Annotated in this window: 16 protein-coding genes; 11 read left to right on the top strand and 5 right to left on the bottom strand. The window is 69.8% G+C overall.

The features are described 5' to 3' along the window. Window positions 1–90: 90 nt before the first annotated feature. Window positions 91–453 carry a YraN family protein gene (locus AB0J93_RS01555; RefSeq protein ID WP_363917020.1) on the bottom strand — a complete coding sequence of 121 codons (363 nt, stop codon included), beginning with the start codon at window positions 451–453 and terminating at the stop codon, window positions 91–93. A 182-nt stretch (window positions 454–635) separates the two neighbouring features. Here AB0J93_RS01555 and AB0J93_RS01560 point away from each other — a divergent pair, with 182 nt between their 5' ends. From AB0J93_RS01560 to AB0J93_RS01595, 8 genes are all read left to right on the top strand, one after another. Next, on the top strand, window positions 636–1,598 hold the full coding sequence (locus AB0J93_RS01560; protein ID WP_363917022.1) for a hypothetical protein: 963 nt from the start codon (window positions 636–638) through the stop codon (window positions 1,596–1,598). Between the two features lie 360 nt (window positions 1,599–1,958). Beyond that, window positions 1,959–2,861: a 30S ribosomal protein S2 gene (gene rpsB / locus AB0J93_RS01565; RefSeq protein WP_363917024.1), complete on the top strand. Its 903-nt coding sequence runs from the start codon at window positions 1,959–1,961 to the stop codon at window positions 2,859–2,861. Window positions 2,862–2,994: 133 nt separating this feature from the next. Continuing rightward, a complete protein-coding gene (gene tsf, locus AB0J93_RS01570; RefSeq protein WP_363917026.1) occupies window positions 2,995–3,822 on the top strand; it encodes a translation elongation factor Ts in 828 nt (275 codons plus the stop codon). A gap of 155 nt (window positions 3,823–3,977) precedes the next feature. Next, window positions 3,978–4,745 (top strand): UMP kinase, encoded by a 768-nt coding sequence (gene pyrH / locus AB0J93_RS01575; RefSeq protein ID WP_093401681.1) that lies wholly within the window; start codon window positions 3,978–3,980, stop codon window positions 4,743–4,745. 80 nt (window positions 4,746–4,825) lie between these two features. Continuing rightward, complete coding sequence (frr, locus tag AB0J93_RS01580; protein ID WP_093402027.1) at window positions 4,826–5,383, top strand: ribosome recycling factor; 558 nt, start codon at window positions 4,826–4,828, stop codon at window positions 5,381–5,383. Between the two features lie 280 nt (window positions 5,384–5,663). Beyond that, entirely contained in the window at window positions 5,664–7,055 is a 1,392-nt protein-coding gene (locus tag AB0J93_RS01585) for a phosphatidate cytidylyltransferase (RefSeq protein ID WP_363917029.1), read from the top strand. Window positions 7,056–7,158: 103 nt separating this feature from the next. Then, window positions 7,159–8,310, top strand: a complete 1,152-nt coding sequence (rlmN, locus tag AB0J93_RS01590; RefSeq protein WP_363917031.1) for a 23S rRNA (adenine(2503)-C(2))-methyltransferase RlmN — start codon at window positions 7,159–7,161, stop codon at window positions 8,308–8,310. A 31-nt stretch (window positions 8,311–8,341) separates the two neighbouring features. Next, window positions 8,342–9,481, top strand: coding sequence for a DivIVA domain-containing protein (locus AB0J93_RS01595; RefSeq protein ID WP_363917033.1), 1,140 nt, complete (start codon window positions 8,342–8,344; stop codon window positions 9,479–9,481). Window positions 9,482–9,629: 148 nt separating this feature from the next. Here the strand turns inward: AB0J93_RS01595 and AB0J93_RS01600 are convergent, their stop codons facing one another. Next, a complete protein-coding gene (locus tag AB0J93_RS01600) occupies window positions 9,630–9,851 on the bottom strand; it encodes a DUF2631 domain-containing protein (RefSeq protein ID WP_093401678.1) in 222 nt (73 codons plus the stop codon). Window positions 9,852–10,041: 190 nt separating this feature from the next. Here AB0J93_RS01600 and AB0J93_RS01605 point away from each other — a divergent pair, with 190 nt between their 5' ends. Continuing rightward, window positions 10,042–11,610, top strand: coding sequence for a Rieske 2Fe-2S domain-containing protein (locus AB0J93_RS01605; RefSeq protein WP_363917035.1), 1,569 nt, complete (start codon window positions 10,042–10,044; stop codon window positions 11,608–11,610). Here AB0J93_RS01605 and AB0J93_RS01610 read toward each other — a convergent pair. From AB0J93_RS01610 to AB0J93_RS01620, 3 genes are all read right to left on the bottom strand, one after another. Further along, window positions 11,599–13,197 (bottom strand): NAD(P)/FAD-dependent oxidoreductase, encoded by a 1,599-nt coding sequence (locus tag AB0J93_RS01610; RefSeq protein WP_363917037.1) that lies wholly within the window; start codon window positions 13,195–13,197, stop codon window positions 11,599–11,601. The two genes, AB0J93_RS01605 and AB0J93_RS01610, sit on opposite strands and share 12 nt — an antisense overlap. A 67-nt stretch (window positions 13,198–13,264) precedes the next feature. Further along, window positions 13,265–14,143, bottom strand: coding sequence for a YhjD/YihY/BrkB family envelope integrity protein (locus tag AB0J93_RS01615; protein ID WP_363917039.1), 879 nt, complete (start codon window positions 14,141–14,143; stop codon window positions 13,265–13,267). A gap of 352 nt (window positions 14,144–14,495) precedes the next feature. Next, on the bottom strand, window positions 14,496–17,660 hold the full coding sequence (locus tag AB0J93_RS01620) for a DNRLRE domain-containing protein (RefSeq protein WP_363917041.1): 3,165 nt from the start codon (window positions 17,658–17,660) through the stop codon (window positions 14,496–14,498). 444 nt (window positions 17,661–18,104) lie between these two features. Here AB0J93_RS01620 and AB0J93_RS01625 point away from each other — a divergent pair, with 444 nt between their 5' ends. Next, window positions 18,105–25,871, top strand: coding sequence for a ricin-type beta-trefoil lectin domain protein (locus AB0J93_RS01625; RefSeq protein ID WP_363917043.1), 7,767 nt, complete (start codon window positions 18,105–18,107; stop codon window positions 25,869–25,871). A gap of 45 nt (window positions 25,872–25,916) precedes the next feature. Continuing rightward, complete coding sequence (locus AB0J93_RS01630; protein ID WP_363917045.1) at window positions 25,917–26,567, top strand: hypothetical protein; 651 nt, start codon at window positions 25,917–25,919, stop codon at window positions 26,565–26,567. Window positions 26,568–26,733: the final 166 nt, after the last annotated feature.

The following is a 26,733-nucleotide window of genomic DNA, read 5'->3' on the forward strand; positions in this document are numbered from 1 at the left end:
CTGCGCTCACTCATCGCGCCACCTCGCGTCGCTCGGCGTCACGATGAGGTGCCACCACACTGGGCCGAATGATTCGTTCGCTGCGCTCACTCATCGGAAGGCGTCCTTGAGGTGCTCGACGCGTGCCCGGCCGATGCGGGGCAGCAGCACCGAGATGACGTCGAAACGGACCTCGTCGGCGGTGGTGCCGGTGGCGGCGAGCCAGGCGGCGGCAAGCCCCCGGAGGCGGCGGGCCTTACGGGGCACCACCGCCTCGGCAGGGCTGCCGAAGGTCGCGGTGCGCCGTGTCTTCACCTCACAGAAGGCGAGCACCGGCCCGTCCCAGGCGATGATGTCGATCTCTCCGGTGCGGCAGCGCCAGTTGCGGGCGACCGGGCGTAGTCCCGCTTCGATCAGGTGCCGTACGGCGCAGCGTTCCCCGTACCCGCCGATCGCCTGGTTCCGCTTGGTCATGACCGGCACCCTGCGCCCGTGCGGGGTCTCGCGGCGACCCCGCCGTGCTGTCCTGTGGACAGCCGAGGGTGTTGTGGACGAACGGACGATCATGTCCTAGATGTGCTATAGCGCCCTTCCTGGGGCTGGTCAGGCGTGGGGTCGAATGGCGCACGAACCGCTGGTCGCATACGGTGCCGGGCGTGGACGGACGACGCAGCTTCGCCGACGACCAGGAGTCGCGCTGGTATCCGGGCGATCATGACCGTGGCTACGCCGACCCGCAGTGGCATCCGGTGGGAGAGGGGCACTACCCCGGCGACGAGCCGCGCGCGGTGCCTGAGCAGCGTGGTGACGACGACGACCGGTACGGCTCGCCCCGACGCGCCGCCCTGACGGACCCGCTCGGGGACGTCGCGGCGGAGACTGAGCGCTACCGGGCGTCACGTTCCCGCCGGGCGGAACCGACGGAACCGGATGTCTCCGGCGAGCTGCCGGTCGATCGCTCGGGCCGACGTGCCGCCCGCGAGGTGGGCCCGACCGGCGGCGGAGCGCCGGTGTCGACGGATCCGACCCGCGCGCTGGCCGGGTACCCGATCGTCGAGGCCAAGCGTGGGCCCGAGGCGACCAACCCGCTGGAACAGCCGACGGGGCCGGTGCCGTCGGTGGTACCCCGGACGGAACCGCCGGTGGGCGAGGTACCGCCCGGCTCCGCCGACGCCGTGTCCGGTCACCCGACGGCCGGTCATCCGACGGCCGGTCATCCGATGACGGGCCACCCGACGCCCGGTCACTCGACGCCCGGTCATCAGGGGGGCGGTCACCAGGCGGGCGGCGTCCAGCCAGGGGTGCCGGCCGGTGACGGCGTCTACCGGACGCGGCGACCGGTGCTCGCGGTGCTTTTCGCCGTGCTGGTCGTGATCTTCGAGTTGCCTGCGGTGCGGGTGCTGCTGCACGGCGCGACCGCGGACCCGGTTGCCGCCGGGGACGTGCTGGCGGGCACGTTCCTGGTCTGCGGGCTGCCGATCTTCGCGGCCGGCCTCTACGGGCTGCGGACGACCGGGTTCTCGCTGAGCGACGGCGCGCGAGGGTGGCTGCGACCGCCGACCGCGTACCTGACGATCGGCTTGGCGCTCTTCCTGGTAGCCGCGGTCGCTGCCGGTTGAACGAGACCGCGCCGCCGGCTGCGCGTGGCCCCGCCAGCGGTTGAGCGGAACCGTGCCGCCGGTTGAGCGCGGCTGTGCGGCCGGCTGCGTCTGGGCCTGCCGCCGGTTGAGCGTGGCGCGCCGACGGCGTGAGCGGAGCGTCGCCGCACCCGGGCGTGGAACGGTCGCGAGGGCGCGTACACTGGTCAACCGGCGACCGCCTCGTGCGGTCGACCTCGCGTGCCCTCCTCACGAGTCGTCGTGTGGCGGCGGCCTCCCTGGTCCCGACCCCGGTCGGGCCCACCATGGTCGACGACTGGGCACCAGGACGCCCGGCCGCCGGTCGGGCGAGACAACCAGGGACCGCAAGGAGTACGAATCATGGCCGTCGTGACCATGCGTCAGCTGCTGGAGAGTGGTGTTCACTTCGGGCACCAGACCCGGCGCTGGAACCCGAAGATGAAGCGCTTCATCTTCACCGAGCGTAACGGCATCTACATCATCGACCTGCGTCAGACCCTCGACTACATCGAGAAGGCGTACGACTTCGTGCGCAACACGGTGGCCGAGGGCGGCAGCATCCTGTTCGTCGGCACGAAGAAGCAGGCGCAGGAGGCGATCGCCGAGCAGGCGACCCGCGTCGGTCAGCCGTACGTCAACCACCGCTGGCTCGGCGGCATGCTGACCAACTTCCAGACGGTGTACAAGCGGCTGCAGCGGATGAAGGAGCTGGAGGCCCTCGGTGACCTCAGCGGCACCGCCGCCGGCTACACCAAGAAGGAGACCCTGCAGCTCTCCCGCGAGAAGATCAAGCTGTCCCGCACCCTGGGCGGCCTGCGGGACATGCAGAAGCTCCCGGCCGCGGTCTGGGTGGTCGACACCAAGAAGGAGCACATCGCCGTCGACGAGGCCCGCAAGCTGGGCATCCCGGTGATCGCCGTGCTCGACACCAACTGCGACCCGGACGAGGTCGACTTCCCGATCCCGGGTAACGACGACGCGATCCGCTCGGCCGAGCTGCTGACCAAGGTCGTCGCCGCCGCCGTGGCCGATGGCCTGATCGCCCGCTCCGGCCGCCGCCGGGGCGGCGACGAGAAGCCGGAAGCGGGCGTAGCCGCCGACGAGCCGCTGGCCGAGTGGGAGCGCGAGCTGCTCGAGGAGCCGAAGAAGGCCGCCGAGCAGCAGCCGACCGCCGAGCAGCCCGCAGCCGAGCAGCCCGCAGCGGAGCAGCCGGCCGCCGAGCAGCCCGCGACCGAGCAGCCGGCAGCCGTCTCCGGTCAGTGATCGTGCCGCCGTCCGGTCACCGTCCGTTCCGCTGACGGTGACCGGCGGCGGGTAGACCGGGCACGAACCTCTCGGAACCGGGTAATCGTCACCTCAGACCATTCCACGCAGTCTCAACACCGAAGAGAGAGCCATGTCCCAGATCACCGCCGCGGACGTCAAGAAGCTCCGCGACCTGACCGGCGCCGGCATGATGGACAGCAAGAAGGCGCTGACCGAGGCCGAGGGCGACTTCGACAAGGCCGTCGAGATCCTGCGCGTCAAGGGCGCCAAGGACGTCGGCAAGCGGGCCGGCCGGACCGCCGCGAACGGTCTGGTCGCGCACTCCGGCAAGGCGCTGCTCGAGCTCAACTGTGAGACCGACTTCGTCGCCAAGAACGATGCCTTCATCGCGCTGGCCCAGCAGCTTGTCGAGCACGGCGAGCGCTCCGGCGTCAGCAACGCCGAGGAGCTGCTCGCCACCGAGATCGACGGTCGTCCCGTCGCCGACCTGGTCCAGGAGCAGTCCGCCAAGATCGGCGAGAAGCTGGTGCTCAACCGGTTCGCCAAGCTCGACGGCACCGTCGCGGTCTACCTGCACCGTAAGGCGCAGGACCTGCCGCCGGCGGTCGGCGTGCTGGTGCAGTACGCCGGCAAGACCGACGAGGCGGGCGACGCCGACGCGCGTGGTGCAGCGATGCAGGTCGCCGCGATGCGGCCGCAGTACCTCACCCGTGACGAGGTGCCGGCTGAGGTCGTCGAGTCCGAGCGGCGCATCGCCGAGCAGACCGCCCGTGAGGAGAACAAGCCCGAGGCTGCGCTGCCGAAGATCGTCGAGGGCCGGGTCAACTCCTTCTTCAAGGACTTCGTCCTGCTGGAGCAGTCCTCGGTGACCGACAACAAGAAGACGGTGAAGCAGGTGCTGGCCGAGGCGGGCATCGAGGTCACCGGCTTCGTGCGGTTCGAGGTCGGCCAGGCCTGAGCCGGCTCGGGGCGCATCGCGCCCGTGGGCTGGGAACAACGACGAGACGAGGAGGCCGCCGGTGTACGCGACACACACCGCGGCCTCCTCGTCCCATAAGGTCGGCAGCGGCAGGTACGCGCACCTGAGCGCGCCAGTGGGGGAAGGACGGGCGGATGACGCAGGTTGTGAGTGACCGGACGTTGGCGGCGGACGATCCGACGGCACCACCGCCCGGCCGGGCCCGGCGGGTGGTGTTGAAGCTGTCCGGCGAGGTGTTCGGTGGGGGCGCCATCGGCGTCGACCCGGACGTCGTGCAGGCCATCGCCCGGCAGATCGCCACCGTGGTACGCCGGGGTGTGCAGGTCTCCGTGGTGGTCGGCGGCGGCAACTTCTTCCGTGGCGCGGAGTTGCAGAAGCGGGGCATGGACCGTGCCCGGGCGGACTACATGGGCATGCTCGGCACGGTGATGAACTGCCTGGCCCTCCAGGACTTCCTGGAGAAGGAGGGTATCGAGACCCGGGTGCAGAGCGCCATCACGATGGCCCAGGTGGCCGAGCCGTACATTCCGCTGCGGGCGATCCGTCACCTGGAGAAGGGCCGCGTGGTCATCTTCGGCGCCGGCGCGGGCATGCCGTACTTTTCCACCGACACGGTGGCCGCCCAGCGCGCGCTGGAGATCCACGCGGACGTCGTGCTGATGAGCAAGAACGGCGTGGACGGCGTCTACACTGCCGACCCCCGGATCGATCCGACCGCCAGCAAGTTCGACTCGATCACCTTCTCCGAGGTGCTGCGTCGCAACCTCCGGGTCGCCGACGCGGCCGCCTTCAGCCTCTGCATGGAGAACGGCCTGCCGATGCTGGTCTTCGGCGCGCAGGGCGACGACACCATCGTCCGGGCCGTGGGTGGCGACAAGATCGGCACGCTGATCACCACCTGAGCCGACCGCCGACGGCGATCTCGGCGGTCCCGGTGACCCGACAAGCCCACGACGAGCACAAGAAGGAGGCGAGGAGACCGGTGATCGACGACACCCTCCTCGAGGCCGAGGAGAAGATGGAGCGTGCGGTCGAGCACGCCAAGGAAGAGTTCGGCGCCATCCGCACCGGTCGCGCGACTCCCGCCATGTTCTCCAAGGTCATCATCGACTACTACGGCAGCCCGACCCCGCTGACGCAGATGGCGTCGGTGGCCGTTCCCGAGCCGCGGATGGCCATCATCAAGCCGTACGACAACTCGCAGATCAACGCGATGGAGAAGGCGATCCGCGACTCGGACCTCGGGGTCAACCCGAACAACGAGGGCAACCAGCTACGCATCCTGCTCCCGCAGATGACCGAGGAACGCCGCCGCGACATGATCAAGGTGGCCCGGCACAAGGGTGAGGAGGCGAAGGTCGCCATCCGCAACATCCGCCGCAAGGGCAAGGAGGAGCTGGACCGGCTCGTCAAGGACGGCGAGGTCGGCGAGGACGAGGGCCGTCGCGCGGAGAAGGAGCTGGACGACCTGACCCAGCGCTACGTGTCGCACGTCGACGAGTTGGTCAAGCACAAGGAGTCCGAACTCCTGGAAGTCTGAAGCCGAGGTCACCACCTGCTTGATCATGAAGTTGTTGCCCTCGCCACCGGCGTGGCGTGGTGACAACTTCATGATCAAGGCAGTGGGAGCGGACACCGGTACGTCCTGTCGGGCGGACGGGTGCAGTAGGCTCGGCACGATTCCCGGTGACCCGACGGTGAACGGTGGGGATCGGCCAGCCGACAGGCCGGCATATCAGACGGAGCGCCTCGCGCGGGTAGGGGATGGTAGTGGCTGTGCGTCAAGTGGTGGATCTCGTACCGCTCACCCCTGGTGCGTGATGTCCCACCTCGACCCCTACGGCGGCGCCGAGGCCCGTGACTGGGATCGCCCCGACCGACCCACCTCGCTGCCCTGGCCGGACCCGGACGTAGAACCCGGTCAGTGGGGCCGTGGCCCGCAGCCCGGTGCCGGGCTGTACGCCAATCCGCGCACCCGCCCCGGTCCGCAGTCCGAGCACCCCTACGCCCACCGTCCCGACGACCGGGGTCCGGTCGGCGCCGGGTTCGGCGAGCCGTACGACGCTGAACCCGATCGACGCGGCCGGTACGTCGGCGACCGACCCGCCCAGGAAGGCCGGAACGGGCGCGGACCGGCCGGCTGGGACCATCCACCGCACGGGCACAACGGAGCCCGCGACCTGGACCACGGCGACGCGCCCACCGCGCAGATCGCGCCGGTGCGGGTCGGTGCCGGTCGGGACCACGACGACGCACCCACCACCCAGCTCGCGGCGGTGCCGCCCGGAGACGCGGAACCCGAGACGCCACAGCCCGACGGGCCGGACGGGCCGAGCCGGCGCCACCGGGGCCGGCGTCGGGCCGGTGCCGGCCGGCCGGCTACCCAGCAGGGCACGAGCCGGGCCGGGCGGAACCTGCCGGCGGCCATCTCGGTCGGGGTGTGTCTGGGCGCGGCGGTCCTGCTGCCCCTGTTCCTCTACACGCCGGCGTTCCTGCTGGTGCTCGCCGCCGCGTTCGGCGTCGGCACCTGGGAGATGTCCCGCGCGGTGCGCCGTGGCGGCGCCGAGGTGCCGCTGGTGCCGCTGGTCGCCGGTGGGGTGCTCACCGTCACCCTGGCCTGGTTCGCCGGGCTGGACGCGCTCCTGCTCGGCCTCCTGGTCACCGTGGCGGGCACCTTGGTCTGGCGGCTCGGTGACGGTACGGCCAACCTCCGGCGGGACATGACCGCGGCGACGCTGATCGCGGTGTACGTGCCGTTCCTCGGCGGTTTCGCCGCCCTGCTCGCGTCATCCCCCGGTGACGGTGCGCTGCGGGTGCTGGTGACGCTGGTCGCGGTGGTGCTCTCCGACACCGGCGGGTACGCGGCCGGCGCCAACTTCGGCAAGCATCCGATGGCGCCGACGATCAGCCCGAAGAAGTCCTGGGAGGGCTTCGGCGGCTCGGTCGGCGCGGCGGCGTTGGGCAGTGCCGTGCTGCTCTGGGCGCTGTTCGACGTGGCGCCCTGGTGGGGCGCCGTGTTCGGGGTGGCGGTCTCGGGTGCCGCGGTCCTCGGTGACCTCGCCGAGTCGATGATCAAACGGGATCTCGGCGTGAAGGACATGAGCAACCTGCTGCCCGGCCACGGCGGCCTGATGGACCGGCTCGACTCCGTTCTGTTCGCGGTGCCGACGGCGTACCTGCTGCTCGTGGTGTTCGTTCCGGCGGTGAACTGAGCATGGCCCACGCCGGCCGGAACGGGGCGCGGACGAGGCGGGAGCGGATCCGACGCCTCCGCAGAGGTGCGTTCCGGGCCGGGCGTGCCAGACTGGACGTGACATGACGAGCCTTCCCCTGATCCCGGTCGACCCGGACGCGCCTGGCGCGCGCCGGGCGGCGATGCCACCGCAACACCTCGCCGACCTCGACCTCGCCGGCCGGAAGGACCTGGTCACGAAGCTGGGCGAGTCGGCGTTCCGGGCCCGACAGGTCTCCACCCACTACTTCGGCCGGCTGGTGCGCGACCCCGCGCAGATGACCGACCTGCCGGCGTCGTCCCGCGAGCGCCTCGCCGACCAGCTGCTGCCCCGGCTGCTCACTCCGGTCCGCGAGCTGGCCTGCGACGACGGCGCGACCCGCAAGGCGTTGTGGCGGCTGCACGACGGCTCGCTGGTGGAGAGCGTGCTGATGGGCTACCCGGACCGGGTCACCGTCTGTATCTCCAGCCAGGCCGGATGCGGCATGGCGTGCCCGTTCTGCGCGACCGGTCAGGCCGGCCTGACCCGCAACCTCTCCACCGCCGAGATCGTCGATCAGGCGGTCTACCTGGCGGGTGTGGCCGCCTCCGGCAAGGTCGCGGGGTCACCGCCGAGGCTGTCGCACGTGGTCTTCATGGGCATGGGCGAGCCGCTGGCGAACTACAACCGGGTGATCGCGGCGATCCGCCGCCTGGTCGCGCCGCCACCCGAGGGGCTCGGCCTGTCGCAGCGTCACATCACCGTTTCCACGGTCGGGCTGGTGCCGGCCATCCACCGACTGGCCAGCGAAGACCTCTCGGTGACTCTTGCGTTGTCGCTGCATGCCCCCGATGATGAGCTGCGCGACGAACTCGTGCCGGTCAACCAGCGCTGGAAGGTGTCCGAGGTGCTGGACGCAGCCTGGGCCTACGCGGCCCGCACGGGCCGTCGTGTGTCGATCGAGTACGCGATGATCAAGGACGTGAACGACCAGCCGTGGCGAGCTGACCTGCTCGGCCGGCTGCTGGCCGGCAAGTTGGCCCACGTGAACCTGATCCCGCTCAACCCGACTCCGGGCAGCCGCTGGGACGCCAGCCCGAAGCCGGTCGAGCGGGAGTTCGTCCGGCGGTTGCGCGACGCCGGGGTGTCCACCACGGTGCGGGACACCCGGGGTCGCGAGATCGACGGAGCATGTGGGCAGCTGGCCGCCGCGGAGGACAGTGGCACCGACCCGGCCGGGGAGATGACGGCGTGACCGGGCGTGGCGAACGAGACCAGGAGACATAGTGGCGAGTCAGGGTCAGCGTTTCCGGCGTAAGGCGCTCCGCCGGGGATACAAGGTTGACGAGGTGGACGCCTTCCTGGACCGGGTCGAGGCGACACTCGCCGGGCAGCCGGTCGGAGCGCCGGTGGCCTCGCAGGAGGTCCATGACGTCGTCTTCCGGGTTCGCTTCAACGGCTATGACGAGTGGCAGGTCGACCTGCACCTCGACCGGGTCGAACGGCAGTTGGCGGAGCTGGAGGAGCGCGGTGGCGTGCCCGGCCGGGGCGATGGCCGGATGGGCCCGATGGAGCGGATGGGTCCCGGCATGCGCGAGGACCGAGGCATGTCCCCGGTGCCGCAGCCGCCGATGCCGCCTCGGACGATGCCGGCACAGGCCGGGCCGCCCTATGGCCGCTACGACGAGCCGACGGGCGCCTTCGCCGGTGGGTACGACAACGCTCCCCGGGGTGGTTACGACGGCCCGCGTGGCGCCGCCGCCCCGATGGGCCCGGGCGGGCCGATGGGTCCTCCCGGTGGCATGGGGCACGGTGGGCCTCCGCCGCGTGGACTGCCCGCAGGCCCCGGCGGCTACGGTCCGCCGGACGCGCCGGGTGGCTACGGTCCGCCGGACGGTCCCGGTGGGTACGGTCCGCCGGATGGACCCGGTGGATACGGTCCGCCGCCGGACGAGCAGCGCTTCGACGGGTTCGAGGCGGGTCGGCACGGCCGTACCGACATGACCGCCGAGATCAGGCTGCCGGACCGGGATCCCCGGCGTGGCCCGGCGGGACCGCCCGGCATGCCGCAGCAGGCGCTCGGCGGGCCTCCGATGGGCGGCCCCCCGGCGATGGCCGGTCCGCCTGCGATGGCCGGCCCCTCGATGGGTGGGCCACCGATGGCCGGCCCGCCCGGCAGCGACCTCTACCGGGTGGACCAGATCCGACGCAGCTTCCAGGTCCGCCGCTTCGGCAGCGGGTACGACCCTGACCAGGTGGACCGGTTCTTCGAGTCGCTGCTCGGCGGGATGGCCGGGCGTAACCAGATGCCGGTCAACCCGAAGGACCTGGACACGCTCCGCTTCGGGCTGGTGCAGGGTGGCTACTTCGAGGCCGAGGTCGACGCCGCACTGAAGAACGTGCAGGACATCCTCTTCGGCCGCTGACAGTCAGCGATGCGCGAGGGCCCGTCTCCGGAGACCGGAGCGGGCCCTCGCGCTTGCTCGCCCAGGTGGGTGCGGCGGTGGACCGACAGGACGTCGCGCCGGGGCCCGGTCACTCAGGAGCGCAGGCCGTCGCGGGTTGCCCGTTCCGTCAGGAGCGCAGGCCGTTGCGGCGCAGCACCACGTCACCGATCACGATGAGCAGCAGGAGCGCGGCCAGACCGATCAGCCAGAGGTTCTCGACCCTGCCCTCGTGGTTGCCGCAGAGCATGGCCAGCAGCGCGAACGCGGTCAGCACCGCGCCGATCCGCCCGGCCTTACGGTGCCCGGGCTTGTGCTGGTCTGGCGACGTTACCGGCTCGCTGCCTGCCACTGTCGGTCCTTCCTCGCGAACGGATCTCCGGCTAGTCTGGCACGTCCCTCGCGAAGGTTTCCGGCCAGGGCCGATGGGCCCCGCTCTGGTGGGTGGAAGGGCACTACCGGCGTCGCGGGGCGAGGACCAGACTGCCTCCGGTAGCGTTCTGGGGCGTACACCTTGATTGTCTTTTTGAGGGGGAACTGCGGTGCGAGTGACCGGTACGGGGCACGCGAGCATGCGGATCGACACGGCCGCGGGCAGCATCCTGTGCGACCCGTGGGTCAATCCGGCCTACTTCGCCTCCTGGTTCCCGTTTCCGGACAACTCCCAGCTCGACTGGGAGGCCCTCGGTGACGTCGACTACCTGTACGTCTCCCACCTGCACCGGGACCACTTCGACGCGGCTCACCTGAAGCGGTACGTGTCGAAGAAGGCGACCGTGCTGCTGCCCGAGTTCCCCACCTCCGAGATGGAGGACGAGTTCCGTGAGCTGGGCTTCACGAACTTCCTGAAGACCCGCAACGAGGAGGTCGTCGAGCTTGACGGCGGCCTGAAGGTGATGATCCAGGCGCTGACCAGCCCGACCGACGGTCCGATCGGTGACTCCTCGCTCTGGGTGGAGTACGACGGCGTCCGGCTGCTCAACCAGAACGACGCCCGTCCGACCGACCTGAGCACCTTCGCAGAGCTGGGCCACGTGCACGCGCACCTGCTGCAGTTCTCCGGCGCGATCTGGTACCCGATGGTCTACGAGTTGCCGAACGCGGCGAAGACCGCCTTCGGCAAGCAGAAGCGGGACCGGCAGTTCGACCGTACCTGGCGTTACATCGACGACCTCAAGGCCGACCACGTCTTCCCGATCGCCGGCCCGCCGTGCTTCCTGGACGACGAGCTGTGGCAGTTCAACGACATCTTCGGCGACGAGGGAAACATCTTCCCCGACCAGTCGGTCTTCCTGGCCGAGTACGCCAAGGTCGGTGGCACCAATGGCATCGTGCTGCTGCCGGGCAGCGTCACCGAGGTCACCACCACCGGGGCCACGACCACCCACCCGATGCCGGTGGCGGAGTTCTTCGCCAACAAGGTCGCTCACCTGGAGGAGATGCGCGAGCGTAAGCGGCCCATCATCGAGGCGGAGAAGGCGTCCTGGCGGCACCCCGAGGTGGACGTGCTCAAGGAGCTGAAGCGGCGGATCGAACCGCTGCTCGACGAGTCGATCTACCTGGCCAAGGGGGTCGGTGGTCCGGTCCGCTTCGACCTGGTCGGCTACGACGGCGAGAGCGTCGAGTCGATCGTGGTGGACTTCCCCGGCAAGCAGGTGCGGCCGTACGCCGACGAGAAGGTGCGCTACCGGTTCCGGACCGAGCGGGCGCTCGTGGAGCACCTGCTGCACATCGGCGAGGTGGACTGGGTCAACTCGCTCTTCCTGTCCTGCCGCTTCTCCGCCGCCCGGATCGGGCAGTACAACGAGTTCGTGTACGCCTTCTTCAAGTGCCTGTCCACCGAGCGGCTCCAGTACGCCGAGGGCTGGTACGACGAGCACGAACGGGCGGTGGACGCCGAGGACATCACCCTCGGCGACTGGGTGGTGCAGCGGCGTTGCCCGCACCTGAAGGCGGACCTGAGCCGGTTCGGCATCGTCGACGGCGACCAGCTCACCTGTCAGCTGCACGGCTGGCGGTTCGACCTGCCCAGCGGGCGTTGCCTGACAAGCGTCGGCCACAAGGTCCGCGCCCACCGGGTCGGCGAGGAGGCTCCCGCCTCAACGACCTAGGTCGGCGAGGATGCGTTGAGCGGCGTTGTGGCCGGCGGCACCGATTACGCTGCCGGCCGGGTGACAGCCGGCGCTGCCCGCGTACACCCCGTCCACGCCCGTGGCGTAGGGCATCCGGTCGGCGAACGAGACGGTGTTGTCGACGTGGTGGATGTGCCCGCCGGTGATGCCGAAGTGCGCCTCGATGCCGGGCGGCGGCAGGGGCACCGCGTCGGCGATCAGGTCGCCGGTGCCGGGGGCGTAACGCTCGCAGATCCCGACCAGCCGGTCGACGTAGCCGGGCAGCTCCGCGTCCCAGGTGGTGCCGGCCAACTCGTACGGCACGGACTGGACGAACAGCGCCGACGAGTGGTGCCCGGCCGGGTCGGCCAGCGACGGGTCGACTGTGGTGTGCAGGTACCACTCGATTGTCGGCTCCTGCGGCAACCGCCCGGCCCGCACGTCGGCCCACATGGCGCGCAGCGCCGCCATCGGTGATTCGCCCGTGCCACCGGCCAGCGTCGCCGAGCCGGGCAGCAGGTGAATGGTCGAGCCGAACGGGCTCGGCGCGTTCTCGGGCAGACAGGAGAAGCGGGGCAGGCCACGCAGCGCCAGGTTCAGCTTGAGGGTGCTGCCGGTGCGCCGGACCGCCGCCATCCGTCCGCTGAGCGTGGTCGGCAGCGCGCCGTCGGGCAGCAACTCCATCAGCCGGTACGGGTCGCAGGCGCCGAGCACCACCTCGGCGTCGACCTGGCGGCCGTCGGCGAGCACCACGCCCCTGGCGGCACCACCGTCGAGGGTGATCGCGGCTACCGGGGCACCGGTGACGATCCGGGCACCGGAGGCCCGGGCCGCGTCGGCGAAGATCCGCGACACGGTACCCATGCCGCCCTCGGCGATCATCCAGGTGCCACCCGAACCAGGCAGCCGGCACATGTTGTGCACCAGGAAGTTGTGCCCGGTGCCGGGGTCGTCGGGGCCGGCGTTGAGCCCGGACAGGCCGTCGGTGACCGCGTACATGCTGACCAGCAGCTCGGAGCGGAAGTCGAAGCGGGCCAGGTAGTCGGCGACGGAGCCGCGTACCAGGTCGACGAAGACCTGGCGCAGCGCGGGACGGACGTAACGGTCGGCGGTCTCCTCGACGCTGAGCGGCTCGGCCAGCCAGGCCGGGGCGAGGTCTTCGCGCAACGCGGCCAGCTCGGCCTGCAACGCCTCGTCGGCGGCGGCGTCGGCGGGGGAGAAGAACTCGGCGAGCTGCGCCCGGGTGGCCGCCGTGTCGGTGCCGAAAAGCAGGTAGGGCGAGCCGACCCCACCGGGGGTGGGCAGGAAGTAGTGCGGGTCGCGGCGCAGCACCGGGATGCGGACGTCAAGTGCGGCCAGCAGCTCTGGCGGCATCAGCCCGAGCAGGTACGACCCGGTGGAGTGACGCAGCCCCGGTACCTTGGGGAACGGGTTCTCGGTCCGCGTCGCCCCGCCGATCACCTCGGCGGCCTCCAGCACCAGCACGTCCAACCCGGTCCGAGCCAGCAGGATCGCCGACACCAACCCGTTGTGCCCCGAGCCGACAACCACCACGTCAGCCCGCCCCGGCACCTCACCACCCACCATCCCCGCACCCTAACCCCTACCCGCCCCACACCGCCCGGCCCTGCCCCAGACCTCGTTGATCATGAGGTTAGCGGCGGTCTTGATCTCCTCTAGTGCCGCTAACCTCATGATCAACAGGGCTGGAGCGGCGGGTGCGCCAGGAGGAGAGGGCCAGGGTGGCGGAGTAGCCGGCCAGCACGATCACGTGGAACACGTAGAGCCAGAGCAGGATCGCCACGGCGGCACCCACCTCGTCGAGGCCGCCGAAGGGCACGCCCAGGTCGAGTGGCAGCGAGGCGAACAGGACGAAACCGTGCAGGAAGCCGGAAAGGTTAGCCGCGGTGAAGGAGCCCATCCCCAGTGTGGAGAGCCAGTCCGGCGAGGCCGGGCCGACCACCCGGAACACCCACATCAGCACCGGCGTGAGGACCAGCCACACCGCCAGGAACGACAGCACCACCCCCAGCGCGCCCGCCCAACCGCCGCGCCGGACCAGCCCGGTGGTGGTCGGCAGGGCCAGCAGGATCGACAGCAGCAACGCCGGGGCCGGTGCCAACAGCGGCAGCAGCAGCAGCCGGCCCCGCCAGCCGATCAGGTGTTCGTCGGAGCGGGGCGCGGCGACCGAGACGAACGCCCGGCGCAGCCCTTCGCCGTACAGCGACGCCGGCAGCAACGCGGCCAGCGCCAGCCACGGCGTCAGGCCCACCCCGGCCTCGACCAGCGCGGCCACCGCCTGCGGCGCACCGATCGCGTCCGGCAGCGCCTCCACGGCGTACCCGGTGAGCTCCCGCACCTGGGACGCCCCCGCCAGCAGCGAGGTGAGCCAGATCGCCAGCAGGGCCACCGGCACCACGGCGATCGCACCGTAGAACGTGATCGAGGCGGCGTGCAGCGACAGATCCCGGCCACGGACCGGGCGGAAAGCCCCCCTGGTGATCCGTCTCGTCCGCTCCCACGCACCGCCCATCGCGCTCCAGTTCCCCGTCGATCCACCCGGCAACCGTCCCTGTTACCCGCGCCGCACGAGCACCTCCTGCTCGTCATCCTCGCCGAGGATGACGGCCTGCCCGGGCGGGTGCGATCAGATCAGGCGGCCGGGCCGGCGGTAATGACCCGGCGATGCGCGGGTGACAGTACGGCCGTACGCCGACTGGATGCGTGAGAGCGTGAGCGGTTCAGCTCGACAGCATCCACCGGGCGGTACGACTGCGGCGGCCGACAGTGTGCCGGCTCAGGTCGAGCGTGACCGCGGTGCCTGGTCGAGGTTGGTGGGCCGGCCGGCACGAACACCGGCCGGCGCGAACACCGGCCGGCGCGGGTCAGCCGAAGGCTCGGAAGGCTGAGTAGTTCGGCGACAGGACCACCTGCACCGACGCGTCGATGTTGGTGAGGGAGGGCCGGTGCAGCCGGATGCTGCCGTCGGTGCCGGAACGGGTCCAGAGGTCTGGTATCCCGTCGCCGCTGACGTCCGGGATGCCGACGACCGCGTTGTAGGCCGCCTCCGTCCAGCCCGTGCCGATCCGGACGTCACCGTCCCGGGAGTTGTTGGCGAGCTTCAGTGACTCCAGGGTCACGCTGTTGGCTCCCGTGCCGGGCAGCCCGTGGCGCACGTAGAGCGTGCCCGCGTCCATGTTGCGCCAGAGCAGATCGGGCGTGCCGTCCCGGTCGAAGTCGGTGATGTTGAGGACCTCCCGGCGGGCCCAGGCGTCGTGATTCATCATGGTGGCCTCCTGGAATGCCGCCCCGGTGTATCCGGACAGCACCCAGAACTCGGGACCGGAACGCAGGGCCAGGTCGGGCCGCTTGTCGCCGGTGATGTCACCGAGCGCCTTGATCTGGGTCCAGGTCGACGGGGCCGGCGCGTTCGACGGCAGCATGATCCGCAGCCGCTTGTCCACGTTGAAACTGCCGTAGCCGTCGCCCGGGTAGAGCCAGAATCCGCCGTCCGGGGTACGGGCGAACAGGTCGGTGAGCCCGTCGCCCGGGTACCCGTCGGAGTGCTTGGTGATCAGGGCCGCCTTGCCGGTGGCCGGGTCGTACCAGTGCCCGGGTGGGTTCTGCTCGCCCTTGTCGGTGTATGAGGCGGCGAGGTGGTCGTACAGCTCGCCACCGGCGTCGCCGATGTAGGTGCGCAGGTGGCCGTCGCCGTTGACGATCAGCATGTCGGGCAGTCCGTCACCGGTGGTGTCAGCCGGACCGTCGGCCGCGTCGCGCGGCGGTACGAAGAACGTGTAGTCGGTGCGGGCGCTGCGGTTGCCGACGGCGTCGTAGGCGTACACGTGCAGGGTCGTGGGACCGGCGTGCCGTGGTGCGAGGTCCGGCACCGTGGCGGTGCCGTTGACGGCATCCACGGGCTGGGCACCGATGGCCTCGAAGGCGTAGGTGAACCGGGTCGCGCCCGTGGCGCTGAAGGTGATCGCACCGGTGCCGCCGAACGACACGCTTGCCCAGGTCGCACCGTCGGGGGTGGCCTCCGGGAACACCTCACTCGTCACGGTGGGCGCGGGCGGCGCCGAGGCGTCGATGGTCAGTCGGCAGGGGTCGGTGCCGGGCGGGAAGTAGCTCGACGAGGCATTTGACTCGTCCTCGGCGCGTACGTCCCAGGAATAGGTGGTCTTGTCCTCCAGACTGCTGGACGGCACCAGGAGTTCCGCGCTGCCATCGCTGCGAGCGGTGACCAGGGTGCCCGACGGGACGGTCGAGCCGGTCTTCCAGAAGCGGAAGCGCAGCGCCTTCAGGTTGTCGTCCGGGTCGGTGGCCTTGGCGTACAGCGTCAGATTGGTCCTGGCGACCGTGCGACCGCCGCCGGGGCCGGGTACGCAGTCGCCGCCGGGTGTGGTCTTGCCGCCCGTCGGTTCCTTCGGCGGCGTGTTGTAGACAACCGTCAGCTCGGTGCTGCTGACCTTGAACCTGCGCCAGGTCAGCGTGTCGCCTTCACTTGTCGCCTGCATGCCGAGGGTCACGTTCGACCAACCGCCGTCGGCGCCGTTCTGGGCGATCTTCTTCACGTCGAAGCTGACGTAGTCGTCAGCGCAGCTGCTTCCGTAGCCGAAGGCGAACGACTTCTTCTGCTGCACCTCGACCCAGCTCGGCTGCTTCTTCCAGGTCGTGGCGGAGGAGATGGAGCCGGTGCGCCACACCTCCATCTGGCGCGCGGTGCAGTTCCAGGAATGGTTGTTGAACACCTTGAACGTGGCCGAGCTGACCGTCGCGCCCTTCATGCTGCTCTTGAAGCCCATTCGCCAGAAGGAGCGGGCGGTCAGCGGAGTCCGCTCCTCGTAGCCGACCCGGGCGTCGGTGCTGCCGGAGTTGAAGTTGGTGCCGTTCCAGGTGTTGGTGCTGGGGTGCTGCTTGTAGACCGTCGCCCAGGCCAGCGTGGCGCTGCGCAGCGTCGGGTCGAGGAAGAGCGGAAACATCGCGTTCGTGTCGGTGAGCAGGCCGGTGGCGGCGACGTCGAGGTGCAGGCGTACGTTGCCGCTGCCGTCGCCGTCGAGGCTGATCGGCATCGCGGCGTGCCGGGCACCCGCCTCGACTCCGTTCAGCCCGGAGAGGTTCAGCACGTCGGTGGTGGTGGCGACGGCGGTGCGCAGGGTCGGCTGGGGCGAGGTCGGGTCCTGGCCGGCGGAGTCCCAGGCGAACGGGGTGGACATCGAGCCGATCTCGACCTGGCCTGCGGCGTCGAGGATCCGCACGCCGCCGGTCTCCTGGTCGTGGCGGAAGATCGCCGTCGGGGATTGCAGGCCGTACGTGAGGGAGCGGACCGCCTCGACGGTGGCGCTGTTCCGGTTCTTGACGATCAGCAGCTGCCCGAATCCGCCCTCGTCGCGAGCCACCACAAGCAGATCGACACCGGTCCGGACCTCGGGATAGAGCAGGCGCGGGCCGTCGAGTACCGGCTCCGGCAGCGGGCCGGGCCACAGGTAGGTGACGGTGTGACCGTCGATCTCAACCTCGGCGAGGGGTGTGTCCACTTCGGTGCGGGCGACCAGGCGCATCGACTGGGCGGAAGGACTCGTGGACGGCGTTGCGCCGGGCCGCGCCGGGCCGCCGGAGAACCGTACCGGGGTGGGTGGGTTGACCGGGCGGATGCCGAGGCCGTCCGATGCGTCGGCGTCGTGGGTCAGGGTGAGGTCGATCGGCGCCCACTGCCCGGTGGCGTTCCTGGCCCGCTGGGGGATGGCGTGGGTGGTGGTGCGCCACTGCCCGGCCGGCAGCGCCCAGGTGAGCGACGTGGCCGTGGTCGCGGTCTCGACGAGGACTTCCGTGCCCGTCCGGAGCGCCTCGGCCATCGCGGTCGCCTCGTCGCGCGGTGGCTTCGACGCCGGGGCGGCGTCGGTGACGGCCTCCGGCCGGCTGTCGCCGCCGTCGATTCCCGGCCACCACGGCAGGGACGCCGCGATGACGGCGACCAGCAGGAGGCCCATGGTGCAGATCAGCCGGGTGCGCGTACGCATGAACGGGCTGAGCAGGCGAGGCGCTGTCACGGCGGTCTACTCCCGTGGGCCGGGCGGACAGGAAGGACGCGAAACCAGCCCCGTCAGCCGGGCCGAGGGGCAGAAACGCGGGCACACGATCGCACGTCACCAGGGCATCTCGTCCATCCCGTCAACGTTACCGATTCGTGATGTTCACTTTCTGATCATTGACCGGTACGCCAGAATTCGATCTTGTGTGGGTGGGTTTGCCGACGCCGTATATCGGACATAGCCGAATTAGCTTCTTGGCTCAGTTCTTTCCGGTGTGCGGCCCTACGTGGCAATAGCGGCATGACGTGGATCACATCCATGCATGGAAGATCACTTTATGTGACCTTGAGCTCTGACCTGCCCTGACGGAGAGTGCTCACGCACGTGCCGATCCGGCGCGTGTCCTCGCGGTTCTTCCGCGCTTTCCTTTTCGTCTTCGCGCCTGGGTGGGAGTCGACGCGCATGCCTGGTACCGGTTTGCTGGCCCGGCGGCGGGGGCGTCCCGCCCGTACCGCGTTCATCCTGGCGCTGTCCATGACCATGACGGTGACGGCCCTGCCCGCCCCGGCCTTCGCGGTGCCGGGCCCGGGCATGAGCCGCGGCGCGATCGAGCTCCCGGAGATCCCGGAGGTCGCGCAGATCGCGCCCGACGAGCAGGCCGTGACAGACCTGCTCACCGACGAGCCGGAGCCGCTCGACCCGTACGAACCGTCCGCCGTGGACGCCTGGGACGAGGGCAGCGGAACGGTGGACCTGACCGGTGTCGCCGCCGGTGAGGCGTTGCCGGTCGACGACCTGCCGGTCGCCCTCGGCGTACCGGACGGCGGCGACCCTGCCGCCCTCGCCGGCACCTGGGCGGTGGACCTGGCTGCCCCCGAGGCGTCGCACGACGCCGGGGTCGCCGGCCTGATCATGAAGATCACTCCGCCGGCCACCGCGGACCCCACGGCCGAGGTCGCCCTCAGCGTCGACTACACGCCCTTCGCCGACTTCTACGGCCCCCAGGCCGCCGACCGGTTCGGCGTCGTCCTGCTGCCGGACTGCGTCTTCGACGACCCGGACGGTGGCGACTGCGCTGACGGCGGAGCGGGCATCCAGTCCACCGAGCCGGCCGGTGTCACCGGACAGGCCGTCTCCAGCGAGGTGGAAATCCTCCCGGTCGCCGGGGCGTCCGCCCGCAGCGCCGCGATCGCGGGCGTCGACGAGGGGGCCGGCGACCGCCGGATCGTCACCGGCAGCGTGCCGGTCGGGTCGCTGGTCGGGACCGACGGCGCGGTCGCCGGCCGATCCGCGTTCGGGGCCCAGTCCAGCGCGACGGACGCCAACGTCGTCGGCGTACTCGACACCGGCGGGTCGGCTTCCGGCGACTTCACCGCCACCCCGCTGCTGTTCTCCGGATCCTGGGCGGCGGGTTCCTCCTCGGGCGCGTTCACCTACTCGTACCAGGTGCAGGTGCCCGAGACGGCCGGTGGCCTGATGCCGAAGGTGGCGCTGTCGTACTCGTCGCAGTCGGTGGACGGGCGCACCTCGGCCACCAACAACCAGGCTTCCTGGATCGGCGACGGCTGGGACTACGCGGCCGGCGCGATCACCCGTACCTACGTCAACTGCCGGCAGGACTCCAAGAAGCCCGGCTCGAACAACAGCGAGCACCGGACCGCGGACCTCTGCTGGGGGTCGAAGAACGCCACCCTCTCCCTCGGCGGGATGACCACCGAGCTGGTCCGGGACGACAGCACCGGGACCTGGATCACCGCCAACGGCGACGGGTCCAAGGTGCAGCTGCTCAAGGACACCGGCCTGGACAACGGCGACGCCGACGGTGAGTACTGGGTCGTCACCACTAGGGACGGCACCCGCTACCACTTCGGCCGGCACCGCCTGCCCGGCTGGACCGCCGGTCAGCCGGTCACCAACTCGGTGCTTACCGCACCGGTCTACGGCAACCACTCCGGTGAGGACTGCTACCAGGCCGGCGACTGGGCAGACTCGGCCTGCACCCAGGCCTGGCGGTGGTCGCTGGACTACGTCGAGGACATCCACGGCAACGTGATGAGCCTGTGGTGGGCCAAGGAGGAGAACCGCTACGCGCGGAACTTCAACTTCAAGTCCCCGGTGAAGTACGACCGTGGCGGCTACCTGACCCGCATCGACTATGGGCAGCGCAGCAACAACATCTACGGCACCGCGCCGCTGGCCCGGGTCAGCTTCGACGTGGCGGAGCGCTGCTTCGCCGAGGGCTCCCAGACCTGTTCCGAGTCGAACTTCAACAGCCAGATCCCGCACGACTACCGCATCTGGTACGACACCCCGGCCGACCTGAACTGCATCTCTGGCCGGAAGTGCTGGAACGCCTCACCGTCGTTCTTCACCCGCAAGCGGCTCGACAAGATCACCACCTGGGCGCAGCGGCGCAGCGGCTCCACCGCGTTGCAGAAGGTCGACGAGTACCAGCTCACCCAGTCCTTCCCGACCCTGCTGACCGGCCCCAACACCGCGCTGTGGTTGGAGTCGATCCAGCGGACCGGGTACGGCGTCGACGGCGACAAGGTCGCGCTCAACCCGGTGCGGTTCGCCCACAACCCGGAGGACATGCCCAACCGGGTACGCAACGACAACCGCCCCAGCTTCTCCCGGCTGCGCATCGCGCGGGTGATCAACGAGTACGGCGGCGAGACGGTCGTCACCTACAAGCAACCCACCGGCTCCTGCGCCACCGGCTCCGGCCTGCCCGGCAAGGACGACACCGCCGCGCTGAAGGGCAACACGCGGCTCTGCTTCCCCAACTTCTGGCACCCGGACCCGGCCAAGGACGACGTCATCGACTGGTTCCACAAGTACGTGGTGGAGTCCGTCGAGGAACTACCGGCGATCGACGGTGCCGCCTCCTCCACCCTCACCACGTACGCGTACGACAACGCCGGCTGGCGCCTCGCCGAGCCGGAATTCAGCAAGAAGTCCCGCCGCACCTACTCCCAGTTCGCCGGCTTCGAGCAGGTCACCGTCCTCACCGGGCCACCCGCCGCCGAGCTGGGCAGCGAGCAGACCAAGTCCGTCACCCGCTACTTCCGGGGGATGGGCGACAGCGTGTCCGTGAAGGACAACGTGGGCACCGGCGAGGAGATCGCCAAGGACCGGGAGCCGTTCGCCGGCCGGGTCGCCGAGGAGTTGACGTACGCCAAGGCCAGCGACCCGGACGCCAACTGGCTCACCCGCAGCGTCACCTACCCCACGGCGACCGAACTCGCCTCCCGCGACCGGGACGACGGGCTCGACCCGTTGAAGGCGTGGCGGGTCACCGACACGCGGCAGAAGGCGGTGTCCCGGTCCTCCGGCACCGGCGACGACACCCGCACGCTGCGCACGGTCGAGACCAAGACCACCTACGAGAGCACCCACGGGCTGCCGGAGCGGATCGAGTCACTCGGTGACACCGGCAAGTCCGGTGACGAGTCCTGCACCCTCGTGGAGTACGCGCACCACACCGACAAGAACCTCATCGGCCTCACCAGGCAGATCCGCAGCAGCCCGACGACCTGTGCGGCTGCCGACTTCGACGACCTGACGACGCTCTCCTCCGCAGGCCGGGTCGGCTACGACGGCGCCGCCTACGGTGCCGCCCTGCCGAGCAACACCCGGGGCCTGGCCACCCAGACCTGGTCGCTGAAGGCGGACGGCTCCGGCTTCCAGAACGACGGCACCACCACCTTCGACGCCATCGGCCGGGTGCTGACCCGCACCGACCCGGACAACAAGGTCTCCCGGATCACCTACACCCCGGCGACCGGGCAGGCGTACGCGGTAAGCGAGGAGAACTCCCTCGGGCACAAGCAGACCCGCGAACTGGATCCGGGCCGCGCGGTCACCCTCAAGACCACCGACCCGAACAACCAGGTCAGCCACGCGGAATACGACGCCCTCGGCCGCCTCGTCAAGGCGTGGGGCGCGGGGCGTACCCCGTCACCGGCCCTGGTGCCCGACTTCCGTGCCGAGTACGCCCTCCCGGCGATCGTGCCCGACCCGGAGAACCCCGGCGAGAGCATCCGCAAGCCGCCGTACGTGACCACCTTCGCCCGGGGCCACGAGGACCGGATCCAGACCTCGGTCACCATCTACGACGGGCTCGGCCGCGAGCGGCAGTCCCAGGTGGAGGCGACCGGCGGCGGACGGCTGATCACCGACACGCTCTACAACTCGGCCGGTGAGGTCTGGCAGACGAACAACGCCTACTTCGCCGAGGGCTCGCCGATCGGCCGGCTCTTCACACCCGAGTCGGACACGGTGGTGCCCAACGCCACCCGCTACACCTACGACGGCCTCGGCCGGGTGGTCGAGGAACTGCCGCTGCTCAACGGCACGGAGTACCCGAGCCGCGCCACCAAGTACAGCTACGGTCTCGACCACTCCACCGTCATCAACCCGGCGGGCGCGGCCTCGTACCGGCTCTACACCGACGGCCTCGGCCGCACCACGCGGGTCGACACCTTCCGCGACGCCGCCCGCACCGACTTCACCTCCATGCGCTACGAGTACGACGCGCGGGGGCAGCTCGCCGAGGCCACCCACTCGGCGAACCCGGTCCCGTGGACCTGGACGTACGACCAGCGCGGCCGGCTGACCCGGACCACCGACCCGGACACCGGCGCCACCACCATGACGTACGACCACCGGGACCGGCCGCTGACCACCACCAACGCCCGTGGCATCACGGTGTGGAACGGGTACGACGAACTGTCCCGCCCCACCCAGCAGCGGCTCGGTGGCAGCGGCGGTGAACTGCTTGCCGAGTACACCTACGACACGGTGGCCGGCGGCAAGGGCCTGCCGGCGACGTCGACCCGGTACACCGACGGCCTGCCGTACACCCAGTCGGTCGGCGGCTACACCGAGGACTACCAGCCGACCTCGACCACGTTGATGCTCCCCGAGTCGATCGCCACCACCTGGGGTCTGAACCGGGAGTACCGCTACGACTACACGTACACCGACACCGGTCTGACCGAGTCGGCGACGCTGCCGGCGGTCGGCTCGCTACCCAGCGAGAAGCTGCTGGTCCGGTACACCAAGGACGGCCTGCCGCTGTCGGTGTCCGGCAAGGACTGGTACGGCTCCGAGACGGTCTACTCGCCGTACGGGCAGGTGTTGCGCTCCACCCTGGGCGCACACCCGTACCGGGTGTGGACCATGGCCTCGTACGACGACGCCAGCGGCGCCCTCACCCGGCAGCAGGTGTTCCGCGAGGTCAAGGGCGACCACCTGGTCTCGAACCGTGGTTACTGGTACGACGCCGCCGGCAACGTGACCGCGATCCGTGAGTACGCCGCCGGAATCGCCGAACGGCAGTGCTTCACCTACGACCCGCTCGGCCAACTCCGTAACGCCTGGACGTCGCAGGACCAGGCGTCGTGCCAGGCCGGGCCGGGCACGGCGACGGCCCCGAACGCGGCGGCGGGGGTCGACGGCACCGGCTACTGGCAGGAGTACGAGTACGACCTGCTCGGCAACCGCACCAAGCTGGTCGAGCGGGACCTGACCGGCCGCACCTCCACCGGCCCGATCGAGACCACCTACGGGTACGGCTACGGCACCGAGGAAGGCGACCAGCCGCGCACCCTCGACGCCGTCACCAAGACCTACACCACGCCGCAGGGCGCGGCCATCGTCTCCGAGGCGAAGCGGCTGTACGAACTGACCGGCGAGACGAAGTCGGTCACCTCCACCCGCAACGGGGACCAGCAGGAGCTGTCCTGGACGTACGACGGCCAGGTCGAGCGGATCACCGGCTCCGGCACCAAGGGCCGCACCGCGTACATGGGTCTGGCCGCCAAGTGCATGGACCTCAGCCAGCGCCTCGCCCAGCCGAACCAGCCGATCCAGCTCTACTCGTGCAACGGCGGCGCCTGGCAGAAGTGGGCCTTCACGCCCACCCCGAGCCAGAACAACGGCAACCTCGGCACGCTCTCGGTCTACGACGACAAGTGGTGTGCCCAGCCGGCCGGCACGACGGCGGGCTCGGTGCTGCGGTTGCAGGCGTGTGACGGCACTGCCGGCCAGCAGTTCGAGCGGCTGCCGTCCACGGCACAGCTCAAGCATGCCGCGTCCGGCCTGTGCCTGGCCGCGAAGGACGGTGCCTCGGCCGACAACACCCCGATCGTGCTGGTGACCTGCGCCAGCGGATCCGCCGCGCAGCAGTGGAACCCGCAGGACGAGACCCGGCACATCTACGGGCCCGGTGGCACCCGGCTGCTGACCGTGCAGGGCCGGCAGGCCACGCTGAATCTCGGCGAGGCCCAGCTGACGGTGCACCCGGGCGGGTCGCCGATCGACGCACAGCGCACCTACTCGACTCCCGGTGGCGCGGTGCTGCGTCAGTTTGTCGGCACGGCCCAACAACCGTTGACCGTGGTGGCCGGTGACCACCAGGGCAGCCCGTACGCCGAGGTGAACCTCTCCGGTGTGATGGAGGCCCGGATCCGTAAGCAGGATCCGTTCGGCAACGTGCGTACCGGTGCGGTCAGCGGCTATCTGCGGACCAACCAGGGCTTCCTCGGCGCGGTCCGCGACGACGCCTCCGGCTTCGTACCGTTGGGTGCCCGGCTGTACGACCCGGAGGTGGGTCGGTTCCTCTCCGTTGACCCGGTGCTGGACCTGACCGACCCGGTGCAGAACAACGGCTTCACGTACGCCCACAACAACCCGGTCACGCACTCCGACCCGTCGGGTCTGTCGGTGGCGTTGACCGCGTCGGAGACGGCGGCGGCGCTGGCTGGTGCAGGCTTGTCGTCGGCGATGATCGCTCAGGCGCAGGCCAACATGGGCCGCTCGCTGATCTCGGTCATCCTGGATTCGGCGTGGTACATCCTCAAGGAGTTCATCGGCATCAACGACGCCCTGAACTGCTTCGGCGGTGACATGTGGGCGTGCGGCAGCCTCATCCTCAACGCGATCCCCTGGACCAAGGTCGCCAAGATCCCTGCGGTGATCCGGGCGGTCAACCGTACGATCAACGCGATCCAGGCATGGCAGGCCGCGAAACGGGCCGCCGAGGCGGTGCTGGCCGCGGCACGGGCTGCCGAGGCCGCCGCGTTGCAGGCGAAGAAGCTCGCCATCGAACGGGCCAAGAAGGCCGCCCAGGCAGCAAAGAAGAAGGCCGCCGACAAGGTCAACTCGACAAGCAACAAGGCGACCCAGTCGGCCAAGAAGACGGGTAACGGCCCACAGAAGGAAGCCCAGGCCAAGTCCAACCCGAAGGGCTCGTCGGCAGCCTCCGGTGGCGCCGGCGGCAAGGGCGGCGGCAAGGGCGACGGTGGCGGCGGCAAGGGCGACTCGAAGCCGGGCGGCTCCTCTGGCGCCTCCAACCGCAGCAACGGCGGCTCCAGCGGCAGTGATGCCGGTTCTTCGGGCGGCGAATCCTGCCCCGTTCGCAACAGTTTCGTCCCGGGCACGCGGGTGCTCATGGCCGACGGCTCAACCAAGGCGATCGAGGACGTCAAGCCCGGCGACAAGGTAGTGGTCACCGATCCGGAGACCGGCCGTACCGAGGTGGACACGGTCAGCGCCGCGATCACCGGCGACGGCGTCAAGGACCTGGTGAAGGTCGTCATCGACACCGACGGCGACCACGGCAGCGAAACCGCCGAGGTCACCGCCACCGACGGCCACCCGTTCTGGGTGCCCGAGCTGGGCGAGTGGATCGACGCCACCGACCTCCAGCCCGGACAGTGGCTTCAAACCAGCGCCGGCACCTACGTCCAGATCACCGCGATCGACCGCTGGAGCGTCCCCCGCGCCACCGTCCACAACCTCACCGTCGCCAACACCCACACGTACCATGTGGTGGCCGGAACCGCGCCGGTGCTTGTACACAACTGCGGTCCCGAGCCGGGGCCGGCGCCAGAAGGCTCCACCTTAGAGGATTATCGGCAAGCGAATCTTGGGACGAATGCGCCGCGATTTGTCACCGAATACACCTCGCCCAATGGCAACCGCTATTATGGCCGAACCACCCCTGGGGGTGTGGATATCGAGTCAGGTTCGGTTTTGGATGATGTGCTGCGTGGGCGTCATACCGGCTGCTCCGAGGTCTGTGCGCTCAACGAGGCCCAGAAGGCTGGGGACGAGATATTCGGGGGAACATTCCGAACGCTGAAGGTGAACTCAGGAGAGCTTGTAGATCCCTGCAAGGACTATTGTCAACCTATGATCAACCGGTTGTTCGGAACGTGGTGATGATGAGGTAGGCTACGTTCGTTGGAGAGTGAAGGGTGTGTCGCGATGGATTTACCGGCAGGTGTTTTATCGCGGCGCGCCCTATCATTCGTGCGGGCGCACGGACAAAGGATGCCTAGTGGTCGGGCGCGGCGATCTGCAGAGCAGTGGATCAAGCAAGGGCTCGACCGGGCCCTCGTTCAGCGGGCTATCGATTACGAGCGTCGCTGGGGCGATCTGTATCTGCCACCGTCGGTTTTGTATAACGGCGGACCAAAATACCTTGGCCCTGATCTGCTCGTTGGCCATTGGTCGGACGGCGGATACATCGAGGCGGGCCCTGCTCGGTTCTCTGTCTTTTACGATTTCCTACTTGGGCCTGATGGTGTTTTTGGTGTAGGAGACGTCGAATTCGTTCCTCTTTACGGGTCAGTGGAGGGCTGGATCGAGTCGTTGGCGCTCGAGAACGAGATCCGAAGCATGGCCAACGAAATACGGAGGTTTAAAGGGTCCGAGGTTTCCTCGCTCGATCTCTCGGCGATGGTTCCCTTTCCTGGTATTTCCGGAATTTCCGATAGTTGGCTGATGAACGACGGGCAAATCGTCTTCGTCAGTCGGGGGATTAGCCTCATCTCCGGCCATCTGGACGACGTGGTCGCCATCGTATATTCGGGTATTCCCGATCGCGAGGCGAGCCTCGGGCTGTGGCCATCTTGAGCGGTGAGGATCCTGGTTGTGAAGCTGCCGTCGCATGACGGAGAAGATCGATCGGTTTTGCAAGTGTGCCACTAACTCCCCGGGTTGCTCTGGCCGGAGGAGATGCTGCCGGTGTAGGTCGACTCGTAGCCGCTGCGCCACGATCACCGGCGACGGCGTCAAGGAC

This window comes from Micromonospora sp. NPDC049374 (assembly GCF_040677165.1).
Classification (GTDB): Bacteria; Actinomycetota; Actinomycetes; order Mycobacteriales; family Micromonosporaceae; genus Micromonospora.